Source organism: Stackebrandtia soli (genome assembly GCF_965137155.1).
GTDB classification, from domain to species: domain Bacteria; phylum Actinomycetota; class Actinomycetes; order Mycobacteriales; family Micromonosporaceae; genus Stackebrandtia; species Stackebrandtia soli.
Genome location: NZ_CBCRZX010000004.1, coordinates 105,651 through 118,163 on the forward strand (window position 1 = coordinate 105,651; position 12,513 = coordinate 118,163).

At 68.3% G+C, this 12,513-nt stretch carries 10 protein-coding genes and 1 pseudogene; 7 read left to right on the forward strand and 4 right to left on the reverse strand.

Annotation, left to right across the window (positions count from 1 at the left end; all coding sequences use genetic code 11):
- The 5 genes and pseudogenes from ACM9NP_RS04005 to ACM9NP_RS04025 all read left to right on the forward strand — a co-directional run.
- Positions 1-222: pseudogene (locus ACM9NP_RS04005) on the forward strand (aldo/keto reductase); the annotation flags it as partial.
- 121 nt (positions 223-343) lie between these two features.
- Complete coding sequence (locus ACM9NP_RS04010; protein WP_415645196.1) at positions 344-1,207, forward strand: SGNH/GDSL hydrolase family protein; 864 nt, start codon at positions 344-346, stop codon at positions 1,205-1,207.
- A 121-nt stretch (positions 1,208-1,328) separates the two neighbouring features.
- On the forward strand, positions 1,329-3,053 hold the full coding sequence (locus ACM9NP_RS04015; protein ID WP_415645197.1) for an ABC transporter transmembrane domain-containing protein: 1,725 nt from the start codon (positions 1,329-1,331) through the stop codon (positions 3,051-3,053).
- Positions 3,050-4,804: an ABC transporter ATP-binding protein gene (locus ACM9NP_RS04020; RefSeq protein WP_415645198.1), complete on the forward strand. Its 1,755-nt coding sequence runs from the start codon at positions 3,050-3,052 to the stop codon at positions 4,802-4,804. The genes ACM9NP_RS04015 and ACM9NP_RS04020 overlap by 4 nt, the downstream gene beginning before the upstream one ends.
- A 176-nt stretch (positions 4,805-4,980) precedes the next feature.
- Positions 4,981-5,193: a DUF5703 family protein gene (locus ACM9NP_RS04025; protein WP_415645199.1), complete on the forward strand. Its 213-nt coding sequence runs from the start codon at positions 4,981-4,983 to the stop codon at positions 5,191-5,193.
- 19 nt (positions 5,194-5,212) lie between these two features.
- Here the strand turns inward: ACM9NP_RS04025 and ACM9NP_RS04030 are convergent, their stop codons facing one another.
- Both ACM9NP_RS04030 and ACM9NP_RS04035 read right to left on the reverse strand, forming a co-directional pair.
- Positions 5,213-5,842, reverse strand: coding sequence for a hypothetical protein (locus ACM9NP_RS04030; protein WP_415645308.1), 630 nt, complete (start codon positions 5,840-5,842; stop codon positions 5,213-5,215).
- 45 nt (positions 5,843-5,887) lie between these two features.
- A complete protein-coding gene (locus ACM9NP_RS04035; RefSeq protein WP_415645200.1) occupies positions 5,888-7,216 on the reverse strand; it encodes a M20/M25/M40 family metallo-hydrolase in 1,329 nt (442 codons plus the stop codon).
- A 166-nt stretch (positions 7,217-7,382) separates the two neighbouring features.
- On the opposite strand from ACM9NP_RS04035, the gene ACM9NP_RS04040 reads away from it, so the two are divergent.
- Positions 7,383-8,906 carry a molybdopterin-dependent oxidoreductase gene (locus tag ACM9NP_RS04040; RefSeq protein WP_415645201.1) on the forward strand — a complete coding sequence of 508 codons (1,524 nt, stop codon included), beginning with the start codon at positions 7,383-7,385 and terminating at the stop codon, positions 8,904-8,906.
- Between the two features lie 141 nt (positions 8,907-9,047).
- Here the strand turns inward: ACM9NP_RS04040 and ACM9NP_RS04045 are convergent, their stop codons facing one another.
- Positions 9,048-10,049: a lactonase family protein gene (locus ACM9NP_RS04045; RefSeq protein ID WP_415645202.1), complete on the reverse strand. Its 1,002-nt coding sequence runs from the start codon at positions 10,047-10,049 to the stop codon at positions 9,048-9,050.
- A gap of 606 nt (positions 10,050-10,655) precedes the next feature.
- On the opposite strand from ACM9NP_RS04045, the gene ACM9NP_RS04050 reads away from it, so the two are divergent.
- Complete coding sequence (locus ACM9NP_RS04050) at positions 10,656-11,600, forward strand: hypothetical protein (RefSeq protein WP_415645203.1); 945 nt, start codon at positions 10,656-10,658, stop codon at positions 11,598-11,600.
- A 3-nt stretch (positions 11,601-11,603) separates the two neighbouring features.
- Here the strand turns inward: ACM9NP_RS04050 and ACM9NP_RS04055 are convergent, their stop codons facing one another.
- Positions 11,604-12,473 carry a LysR family transcriptional regulator ArgP gene (locus tag ACM9NP_RS04055; RefSeq protein WP_415645204.1) on the reverse strand — a complete coding sequence of 290 codons (870 nt, stop codon included), beginning with the start codon at positions 12,471-12,473 and terminating at the stop codon, positions 11,604-11,606.
- Between the last annotated feature and the right edge of the window lie 40 nt (positions 12,474-12,513).

The window sequence follows — 12,513 nt, forward strand, 5'->3', positions numbered from 1 at the left end:
GCGGTCGCGACCGCCGCCGAGGGATTGGGAGTGGCCCCACTCGACGTGTCCCTGGCGTGGGTTCGCGATCAACCCGGGATCACGAGCGCGATCGTCGGAGCGCGCAACACCGCCCAGCTCAGGTCCTGCCTGTCGGCGGAGTCCCTGTACCTCCCGCCGGAGATCCGACTGGCACTGGCCGACGTGTCCGCCCCGGAACTGGGATACCCCGAGAGTCACTGAGCCACGACACTGAGAAGGACATGAGGTGTCCTCATTTCTTGACCGCGGCGGCGTTGACACCGTATTGACAAATCTCTATGGTTCGGTGACATCGATTACCCGACGGTAATGAGGAGCCCCCTTGTCCCGTTTGACCCGTGGCATCATGACCGTGGTCGCGGCATCCGCCGTCGCCCTCGGCATGTTGACCGCCCCGGCCCACGCCGCCGAGACGACGCGTTACGTGTCCCTCGGAGATTCCTTTGTGGCCGGACCGCTCATCACCCTGCCATCGGGCAGCCCACTGGGTTGCCTCAAGTCCAAGAAGAACTACCCGTCGCTGATCGCCAGGGACCTCGGCGTCGACGAATTCGTCGACGTCAGCTGTTCCGGCGCGCAGACCGAGGACATGTTCGCCTCACAGAAGACGGCTCTCGGCACCAACGCCCCGCAGCTGAACGCGCTGAACGCGGACACCACCCTCGTCTCGATCGGCATCGGCGGCAACGACATCGGCTTCGCCGACCTGCTCGTCACCTGCGTGACGCGCAGCATCCGCAACCCGGGCGGAAGCCCCTGCAAAGAACTGTTCGTCGACCCGACCACCGGGGACGACGAGCTGCGAGCCCGCGTCGACGAGACCGCGCCGAAGGTCGCCGCCGTCCTGGCGGAGATCGTCACGCGCGCCCCCAACGCGCAGATCGTCTTCGTCGGCTACCCCGCCGTGCTGCCGGAGTCGACGGGTTGTTTCCCGCGCGTCCCGATCGCGCGCGGCGATGTCGCCTACCTCGACGGCGTCGAGCGGTACCTCAACTCGATGCTCCAGGAGGTGACCGCCGAATACGGCGCCACCTACGTGGACGTCTACGAGCGCGGGCACGACGTGTGCTCGTCCCGTGACGACCGCTGGGTCGAGGGCATCATTCCGACGCGCCCCGCCGCGCCGGTCCACCCCAACGCTCAGGGCATGGACGCCATCGCCGACGTGGTGTTGTCCTACCTGTAACAGTTCCAGGCGATCCGAGCCGCCGTCCCCACCGCGGGAACGGCGGCTTCGTCGTCCATGGCGTGCATCACGGGTTAATCGCTTGCTGCGCGAACGGCACAGTGCATACGGTCGATCAGCCATGCGTCTTCATACTTCCCTGCCGGCGGACGACCCCGGCGAACCCGACATCCGGTCCGCGTTCCGCTTCCTCGCGTGGCTGTACGCGCGCCAATGGCGGACTCTTCTCATCGCCGGTTTCTTCGGCAGCGTATGGATGAGTTCGATCGCGGTCCTGCCTGGTGCTCTCGGTCTCGCGATCGACGAGGGCCTCGCGAAGCGCGACTGGGGAGCTTTGTGGATGTGGGCCGGAATCATCCTCGCGCTCGCGTTCACCATGGCGATCATCGGCATGGTCCGGCACCAGTTCGCCGTTCACAACTACCTCACTGGTGCGTATCGCGTCGTGCAGTTGGCGACGCGCCACGCGACCCGGGTCGGAGCGGCGCTGCCGCGCAGCATCTCCACCGGCGAGGCCGTCTCGGTGGGCAGTGCCGACCCGTCCGCGATCGGGATGACGTTGGACGTGTTCGGCCGGACGATCGGCTCGGTCGTCACCTTCACGGGCGTCGCCCTGATCCTGCTCAACATCTCGGTCCCGCTCGGGTTGGTGGTCCTGGTCGGACTGCCGCTACAGGCGCTCGTGATCGGTCCGCTGCTGAAACCGCTGCAACAACGCGAGCACGACTACCGCGAACGCCAGGGTCTGTTGACGTCGCGCGCGAACGACATCGTGTCGGGCCTGCGCGTGCTGCGCGGCATCGGCGGCGAGGAGTTGTTCGCGAGGCGGTACCGAGAGAACTCCGCCGACGTTCACGAGTTCGGGATGCGCGTCGCCACGACCAGCGCGATCATGCGGGGTCTGCAGACGTTCCTTCCGGGCGTCCTGCTCGTCGCCGTCACCTGGCTCGGGGCGCGGCTCGCGGCGGCGGGCGACATCAGCCCCGGCGACCTCATCGCGGTCTTCGGCTACACCTCGTTCCTCCTGATACCGATGAGCGTCTTCCTGGAGACGGCTCGCAAGTACACGACGGCGCACGCGGCGGCCCGGCGGATCGTCGACCTGCTCTCGGTCGAGCCCGCCGTCACCGACGCGGCCGACGCGGCCGAATTGGACGAACCGATCGAACGGCTCGTGGACCCGGAGTCGGATCTGACGATCACGGGCGGCCGGTTCATTGCCTTGGCGTGCACCGATCCCGACGACGCCGCCGTCATCGCCGACCGGATCGGACGCTACGTCGATTCGGACGCGACGGTGAACGGTCGTCGCCTGGATTCGATTCGCCTCGACGACATCCGGCGGCGCGTCCTCGTCACCGACAACGAAGCCCACTTCTTCACCGGGGTGCTCCGCGACCAGCTCAACGTGACCGGCGATCACGACGACACGACGATCACCGCCGCGCTGGACACGGCCGCCGCCCACGACGCGGTGGACAGTCTCGGCGGCCTCGACGGGAAGCTGGAACCGGGCGCCCGCAACGTGTCCGGCGGTCAACGGCAGCGCCTGCGGCTTGCCCGCGCGCTGCTCGCCGAGACCGAGGTCCTCTTCCTGATCGACCCGACGTCGGCGGTCGACGCGCACACGGAGGCCCTGATCGCGCAGCGGCTCGTGGCGCATCGCGAGGGCTCGACGACGGTCGTCGCCTCGGCGTCGCCGTTGATGTTGGAACAGGCCGATTCGGTGGCGTTCGTCGACGGCGGGAAGGTCCTCGCCATCGGCACGCACCGCGAACTCATGACGAGCGACCCGCGTTACCGGGGGCTCGTGACCCGCGAGACCGAAAGCGAGGGCGCCCGATGACGGCCAACGAGACCGGATTGCCCGTCGCCGAGCCCACCGAGGTTCGCCGACACATCGGACGGCTGGCGCGCGAGCACCGCGGCCAGCTCATCCTGACGATCATCCTCTATGGACTCGCTGCGGCGGCGGGCCTTGGCGCCCCGTGGCTGCTCGGCGTCCTCATCGACTCGATCGACACGACCAACGCGACGGGCACGATCAACGCGGTCGGGCTCGCGATCGGCGGTTTCGTTCTGCTGCAATCGGTGTTCGCGGGACTGTCGCACTACGTGTCGGGTCGATTCGGCGAGACCGTGATGGCCGAACTGCGCGAGGACTTCGTCGAACGCTCACTGCGCCTGCCGCTGTCGACGATCGAACGGGCCGGCACCGGCGACCTGATGACCCGCAGCTCCCGGGACGTCTCCCAGCTCGGCCAGACCCTGCGCCGGGCGGCGCCCGAGACCATCGTCTGCGTCATCACCCTGGCGCTCATCCTGGTCGCGCTCGCCCTGATGAACCCGTTGCTCGCGCTCGTCACGGTGGTCACGGTCGTGCCGGTCCTGTGGTGGCCCGCCCGCTGGTACCTGAAGCGCGCGCGGCCGGCCTACCTGGAGGAGAACAAGGCGTACGGGCAGATCAACGAGGAGCTCGCGGCCACCGTCGAGGGCGCCCGCACGATCGAGGCCCTGCGCTGGCAGCGGCGCCGGATCGCGGTCGGCGACGGCGACATCGCGACCTCGTACCGCACGGAACGCCGGACGTTGTTCCTCCGATCGATCCTGTTCCCGTCGCTCGACTTCGGCGTGACCTTGCCGCTGGCGACCGGGCTGCTCGTCGGCGGTGTCATGTACGGCTCCGAGCTGGCGACACTCGGCCAGGTGACGGCCGCGTTGTTGTACATCAACCAGGCGGGTGAGCCGATGTTCATGCTGCTGGCGTGGCTGGACGAGCTCCAGACCGGCAGCGCGTCACTCGGCCGGGTCCTCGGGGTCGGTTCCAAGGGCGCGGCGGCCCCGGAGGGCTCCAAGCGCGCCGAGCACGTCGACACGACGGTCAACGTGACGGACGTCCGGTACGCCTACGTGCCCGGACACGACGTGCTGCACGGAGTCAGTCTCGACGTGGCCGCCGGCGAACGCCTGGCGATCGTCGGCCCGTCGGGCGCGGGGAAGTCCACGCTCGGCCGACTCATCGCGGGCATCGACTCCCCCGGCGACGGTCGCATCGACGTGGCGGGACGTGACGTCGCCGAAATGTCCCTTGAGGATCTTCGCCGGGAGGTGCTACTGGTGACGCAGGAGCACCACGTGTTCTCCGGGACGCTGCGCGACAATCTCGCGCTCGCCCGGACGAGCGCCACCGACGACGAGATCGCGGCCGCGTTGACCGCCGTCGACGCCGGAGACTGGCTCACAGGTCTTCCCGACGGACTCGACACCCTCGTCGGTTCGGGAAATCTGCGAGTCACTCCCGCTCAGGCCCAACAGATCGCGCTCGCGAGGCTCGTGCTCGCCGACCCGGACGTGCTCGTGCTGGACGAAGCGACCTCCCTTCTCGACCCACGAGCGGCCCGACACCTGGAACGCCATCTGGCGTCCGTCCTGGAGGGACGTACCGTGATCGCGATCGCGCACCGGTTGCACACCGCGCACGACGCGGACCGCATCGCCGTGGTGGACGACGGTCGGATCATCGAGTTGGGTTCGCACGAGGCGCTGTTGGACGCCGACGGCCAGTACGCGCACCTGTGGCGGTCCTGGCAGGGCTGATCCGAACGACGAGCGCCGTCCGCCACCGCCGGAGGTCGAACCACTCGACCACGACCGGTGACGGCGGCGCTTCGCCGTCGCGACCGACCGTGACGACGGCCACGAGCACCCGCTCGAACCACGGCGAGATCGCCATGGCAGTGGCCGAAACGTGACAAACAGGGAAAGATGTGCGCATGGACGACGACGTGAACTCCCCCGCCTACGAGTACGCCCCGCTGCGGCTGCCCGCCGACGTCGACCTCGTGTCGGCGCAGGCGAGCCTCGCCGTCGCCGCCGAATACGGCGGTTGGGAATTGGCGCGCGTGCTGCGTTTCGCCGACGGCACCCGCAAGGTGACACTCCGCCGGAAGCCGGGCAAGCACCTGTTGCCCGGGCTCTCCTACTAGAAGTCCACCGGACGGGCGGTCACTTGTCGCTGCCCGCGACCTCTTCGATGCCGCCGCGTTCGACGTGGAACGACCGCTCGTCGAGACGACCGAGCACCGAATCCTCATCAACGACGCTGAAGGCGTCGTTCTCCTGCCCCGGCGGCACGTGCGCGACGTCCATACCGTCCAGGACGTCGTTGACGACGACCATCCCGTCCAGCGGCGTCAGCTCGGGCACTTCGAGGCAGCGCAGAGTTCCGTCTCCGGCGTGCAGAAGCTCGAGCACCGCGTCCCCGATCCCTTGCACGGGCAGGTCATCGGCCTCGGGGTCGAGAACCTGATCGCGTGCATGTTCGGCGGCGCGCAGCAGGGCCGCCACGCTCGGCACGAGATAGTCGCGGCGCTGCCGGACGCTGATCAGCGTCGGCTCCGGGTCGGGCTCGACCGCCTCGTCCGCGACGGTCTGCTCCCATTCGACGTCGAGGTCCTCGAACTCCAAAGGCTCCACATCGAACGGTGTCACCTCGTCGAAGCGGGTGCGCAACAACTCGTCGTACTCGCACGCGGCATTGTTGAGGGCGACGTACGCCCGCCACACCGATTCGTCGTCGACCCGACCATCGGCGGCCCGCACCTGGTTCAGATGCTCACGAGCCGCGCCGATCATCGCCTCCAGCGCCTGCGACAGTTCATCGACCACTGTGTATCCCCACTAGCTTTGTGATAGGAACCGGTCCATTACCCGCACACCGAACCGTAGTCCATCGACGGGAACCCGCTCGTCGATGCCGTGGAACAGGGCCGAGAAGTCCAGGTCAGCGGGCAGCCGCAACGGGGCGAACCCGAAGCATCGGATACCGAGCCTGGCAAACGCCTTGCCGTCGGTGCCACCGGACAGCATATACGGAACCGGGCGCGCCCCGGAATCGAAGTAGCGCAGCGATTCGGCCATGGCGTCGACGAGCGGACCGTCGAATGTGGTCTCGAGACCGGGTTGTTGGTGAATGTGGTCGATCGCGATGTCGGGACCGATCACCTCGCGCAGCTGCCGGAGAAAGTCCTCGCTGCGTCCGGGCAGCGGACGGCAGTCGATGACGGCCTCCGCCTTCCCCGGGATCACGTTCTCCTTGTACCCGGCGTTCAAACGCGTCGGGTTGGCCGTGTGCCGGACCGTCGCGCCGATGATTCGCGAGATCGGGCCGAGCTTCGCGATCGCGTCACTCGGGTCGTCCATGTCGATCTCCATGTCGAGGACGTCGCCAACCTCGGTCAGGAAGGCGCGCACCGTCGGCGTCAACTCGACCGGGAACTTGTGCCGGCCTAGGCGCGCGACGGCCTCGCAGAGCATGGTCACCGCGTTGTCGTCGTGAATCATCGACCCGTGGCCGGGGCGCGCCGCGACCGTCAACCGCAACCAGTCGAGACCCTTCTCGGCCGTCTCGATCATGTACAGACGAACGTCATTGCTCAGACTGACCGAGAATCCGCCGACCTCGCCGACCGCTTCGGTGACACCCTCGAACACCTCCGGGTGCTCGTCGACCAGGTGATGCGCGCCGTAAGTGCCGGCGGCCTCCTCGTCCGCGAGGAACATCAGCACGAGGTCGCGCGGAGGCACCCGCCCCTCCCGCTTCCACTGCCGCACCACGGCGAGCAGCATCGCATCGAAGTCCTTCATGTCGACGGCGCCACGACCCCAGATGTAGCCGTCGCGGATCTCGCCGGACAACGGATGCACCGTCCACTCGGACGGATCCGACGGCACCACGTCGAGATGGCCGTGCAGCAACAGAGCCGGACGCGACGGGTCGGCTCCCTCGTACCGCGCGACGACGGACGCGCGCCCGCGCTCGCTCTCATAGATCGTCGCCTCGAGGCCGACCTCGGCGAGCTTGGCCGCGACGTACTCGGCTGCGGCGCGTTCCCCGGCCGAGGTCGTCGTGTCGCCGGTGTTCGTGGTGTCGATGCGGATCAGATCGGAGCAGATGCTCACGACCTCGTCCTCGGCGGTGATCGTGGGCGTGACGTCGTCGGCGTTCATCCCCCATTCCTACCAGTGCGCGCTCCATCTCCGCCAGCCACGGCGGCACGTCACCATCCCGACGCCGCGAATACCACAGTGGACTACAGTGGATCCGGCGGAGCGTTTTCTTACGTGTCGATGACGATGTGCGCCGACCGCCGCGTTCGAGGCGGAGACTGGGGTCATGCGTGACGACGAACCAAACCGCCCTCCCCGCTGGGCGGCGGCATTGTGGGGAGCGGTGTCGGCCGGGGCCGCCTTGGCCATGGGCGAACTGACGGCGGCCTTCACCATCCCCCAGGCCGCCCCGCTCATCGCGGTCGGCGACGCTGCCATCGCCATCAGTCCCGAACCCCTCAAGCGCTGGACGATCGACGTCTTCGGCACTGCCGACAAACTCGCCCTGCTCATCGGCATCGTCGTGGTCCTCGGCTGCCTCGCCGCCCTCGCCGGCATCGCGAACGACCGAGACCGGCGCATCGGCCCCGCCGCGGCGATCGCGCTCGCCGCGATCGGTGTCGCGGCGGCCGTCACCCGGCCGAGCGCGAGCGCCTTCGCCGCGTTCCCGTCGGTGGTCGCGGCAGTCATCGCGGCGGCCCTGCTGTGGGCGTGGCCGCGACCGGCGGCGGCGAGTGACGACCCGCGCGGCTTCGATCGGCGCCGCTTCCTGTGGCGTTCGTTGACGCTGCTCGGAGGTGCCGCGATCAGTGGCGCCTTCGCTCGATCGCTCGGCACCGGGGCGGCGGTCGACGAGGCGCGATCCCAGATCCGCCTTCCGGAGCCGACCGACCCGGCCCCCGATCTGCCTGGCGTCTCGGACTTCGGCGTCAAGGATCTGGCGCCGTGGCGGACGCCGAACGACGACTTCTACCGCATCGACACGGCGCTGTCGGTGCCCCGACTGGACCCGGAGACGTACCGGCTGCGGATCTTCGGCCGAGTGGACCGCGAGTTGACGTTCAGCTACCGGGACCTGCTGAAACGCCCACTCGTCGAGCGCGACATCACCCTCTGCTGTGTGTCCAACGAGGTGGGCGGCGGGCTCGTCGGCAACGCGCGCTGGCTCGGAGTCCCCCTGGCGGATCTGCTGGAGGAGGCCAGGGTCCAGGACGGCGCCGACCAGCTCGTGGGGCGTTCGTCGGACGGCTGGACGGCGGGAACCCCCGTCGAGTTGTGCGTGGACGGACGCGACGCCATGCTCGCCGTCGGCATGAACGGCGAACCCCTGCCCGTCGACCACGGTTTCCCGGTGCGGATGGTCGTCCCCGGCCTGTACGGCTACGTGTCGGCGACGAAGTGGCTGACCGAACTCGAACTGACGTCGTTCGCGGACTTCGACGCGTACTGGATCCGCCGGAACTGGGCACTGCCGTCCCCGATCAAGACCGCGTCACGCATCGACACCCCCCGAGGTTCCGCGACGCCGGGCGTCGTCGCCGTTGCCGGAGTGGCGTGGGCGCAGCATCGCGGGATCGGCGCCGTCGAGGTGCGCGTGGACGACGGCCCCTGGCACGAGGCGAAACTGTCCGATGTGTCCTCGACGGACACGTGGCGGCAGTGGTTGTGGGAGTGGGACGCGACCCCGGGCGACCACACCTTGACGGTCCGCGCGACGGACGCCGACGGCGACACCCAGACGGCGAAGGAGGCGCCGGTCGCCCCGGACGGCGCGACCGGCTGGCACACCGTCAACGTCACCGTGGCGTGATTCAGACGGGAACGGGGCCGTGCGGCGGCCCGGAACGCGACGGTGGACCGCCTCGGATGCCAAGCACCCCAAGCGGTCCACCACAGGCTCCGAGTCGCGGGGTCAACCCGTTCTGTGGCCGGTCGGGTCAGAGCTCGACCCCTACAACGGCCACACGCTCGTGACGCCGGGGAAGTCGATGACGGCACCGTCGATCGGAACCGGCACCCGCTCGGTGATGTCGAAGGGCACGACCGCGCCGCTGTTCTCGTTCGCGACGTAGAGGGTGCCGCCGTCGGGCGAGATGCGCGCGTCTCGCGGCCATTCGCCCTCACACGGCCGCGTTCCGATGAGCTCGAACAGTTCCCCGTCGATCACGGCGATCGAGTCGTGACCTCGATTCGTCACGTACACGCGTGAGCCGTCCCGTGAGACGACCACGGCGCCCGGATAGTTGTCAGTGACGCGGTCGCCGTCCATCGAGACGGTGCTGATCGAGTTGATCGGCGTCAGACGGCCGTCAGTGGCGTCCCAGTCGCACACGATGACCTCACTGGACAGCTCGGCGACGACGTAGGCACGCTCCCCGTCCGGAGCGAACGCGATGTGCCGAACACCTTGCCCGGGAACGAAATGCGCGGCCGAGTGTTCGGCGAGACGACCCGTCGCCTCCTCCAGGCGATAGACGAACACCTCGTCCGTGCCGAGGTCACACGCCAGGACCCACTGCCCGCTCGGGTCGGTGATGATCTGGTGCGCATGCGGACCGTTCTGGCGGGGCTTGTCGGGGCCACTGCCCTCGTGCGCCACGATGCTGGCGGGCTCACCCAGGACGCCGTCGGCCTCGATCGGAAGCGCGGCAACGGTTCCACTGCCGTAGTTCGCGACCAACAGGTACTTGCCGCTCGGGTGGATCGACGCGTGACATGGCTGTTCGCCCCCACTCGGACGTGCGGGCCCGTGCGGCACGAGGCGCTCGCCCTCTCGTCGGAGACAATGGACCGATCCGGGCTCGGTCAGGTTCTCACTGACGACGTACAGGAAGATCCCATCGGGCGATGGCACCACATAGGATGGATTGATCAACTCCAGTCGGCTGTCGAATTCCCCACCATGTGGATTGACGATGCCGACGGCATGATGACTACCCATGATCAATCGCATGCGGCGATAATATGTCAAGCCGCCGACACCCTCCGGCGTCGACCGGACACCGTGTCATCCACCGTGCTCCTTGCGACCGGCGCCACGTCTGGTGGGTTCCTCAAGTCACCGGTGGAATCGCGCGACCAACTCGACTTACCACCACACTGGATTGGGCGCGGGTGAACCGCCGCGCGAACACCTGACGACACCTCGCGTCGTTGCCGAAGCTGCCGCCCCTCACCCTGCGCTCGGCCGGAACGCATGTCCGACAACGACACCCGCGACCACGTCCACGTGGAAGGCGCTCACCACGGAGGAGGGCTCGCACGGGACGGGTCGCGTTTCGATCGGATCTGCGGCATCCGCCCCTGGCCGAGTCGGATTGATCGTCCCGCACGAGTGCGGTGCTCGTCGTTGTTCGAGAACCCGGTGGTCATTCGATCGGTGGATGGGCCCTTCGAGCGCCGGTCGCCCGTGCGCGCCCGTTCGGCCGGTTGCCGCGTATCGGCCCTATCGCCGCGCGTCAATGATGGCTATCTTGTGGATCGTCAGCCCGGGACGGTCCTCCACTGTGGTGCCTGAACGGGACAGCCGACGCGTTCGCGCGGAAGGTGGCCGACCCCCATGCCGGACCGTTTGCGCCACTGGTCGCCATACCTCCCCATGCTGGTGATCGCGATGGTGGTGGCGGTGTCCGTCGTGACGATGACGCGGGCGGCGTCGAGCGAACCGGCACAGATCTCGGCGCGCACGGTGACGGTCCTCCAATGGAACATCTGCGGGAACAGGGCCAAGTGCCCGTCCTCCGAGGATTCCGACGCCCTGATCGAGGCGATCCGCGCGCATGTGACGAATCCGGACACTCCGGCCGACGCCGCCCTATTGCAGGAGGTGTGCCGGTCGTTCGCCGGGAAACTGAAGCGCGAGTTGGAGAAGCACACCAGAACGGCATGGGAGGTCCGCTTCGCGCCGATCAAACTGAAGCGAACCGCCGACCCGGACACGGCCCCGGACAAGAAGTGCGCGCGGGATCGCGGCGACTACGGCATCGCGATGGCGCTGCCGGCGGAGAACGCGTGGTGGGAGGTCCGGTACCTGCCGTCGCCGGAGGACGGCGAATGGCGGGTGGCCATGTGCGCGACGATTCCCTCGTGGTGGGTGAAGCTGTGCAACACGCATTTCACCTCACCGCGCGAGGACGACGGCGACACGTATCGTTCGCGACAGGTCGCCGCCTACGCCGATTTCGTGTGGCCGTCGAAATACCGGGTGATCTTCGGTGGGGACCTGAACCTGGAGACCCCGGCCGTCAACGACTACGACGGAGGCGGGGTGGCGCCGTTGTACGACGCCTTCGTCGAATGCTCCCAGCGGGACGCCGAATCGGCCCGAGCCGGCGAGGGAACGTACTACCGCAACGGCCCCTACGACGACTCCGACATGAGCAAGGTGGACTACCTCTTCACCCAGGGCGACCTCGACCATCGCTGCGGTCGGCCACGCGAACCCGTCGAACAGTCCGATCACCGTCCGATCTGGATAAGCGTGGACCTTCCCGCGATCGGCTGACGGTCACCTCAGCTGCCGCGACGCCGTCCTCGCGATGGACTCGGCCACCGCCGTCAACGTGCGCGACGGCAGTTTCCATTGCTGCCAGTACAACGGGACGTCGATGTGCGCCCGCGGATCGAACTCGACGAACCGATCGGGGGCGCGTTCGCTCTGGAGAACCGGGATCATGCCCCAACCGAGCCCGAGCCGGACGGCATCCACGTACCCGGCGGACGCGGGCACGTAATGCCGAGGCGGGGACGCCGCTCCACCGAGTCTGGCGCGCAGGTAACGGTCCTGGAGATCGTCCTTGCGATCGAAGACGACGACCGGCGCCCGTGTCAACGCCTCCGTCAATGGCGCGTCGAACCATCGGGCAGCGAACGACGGCGACGCCATCGGCCGGTACCGCATCGCACCGAGCGCCGAGACGGAGCAACCCTGCACGGGCTCGGCCGTGGCGGTGATCGCGGCCATCACCGTGCCGTCGCGCAGCAGCGCCGTCGTGTGCTCCTCGTCCTCGCGGTGGATCTCGAACTGGACGCAGTCCGCCACGGCGGCGAGCGCGGGCAGGACCCAGGTGTCGAGAGAGTCGGCATTGACGGCGAGCGTCAGTGTCGTGGTCGCGTCGGGTTCGACGCCGAGCGCGGTGGTGGTGTCGGCGACGAGCAGGTCCACGTGTCGGGCGAGGCTGAGAACGGCGCGACCGGATTCGGTGACGCTGATGGGTTTGCCGCGCCGCAACAGGACTCGACCGACGGTCGTCTCCAGCGCCTTGACACGTTGGCTGATCGCCGACGGTGTGACGTTGAGGCGCCGCGCCGCCGCGTCGAGGGTGCCCTCGTCCACGGCGGCGGCGAGCGCGCGAAGCTGATCCAGTTGAACATCCACGTTAGCGATTCTAATGTTGCCTTAGAATCTTTAGCTGGAC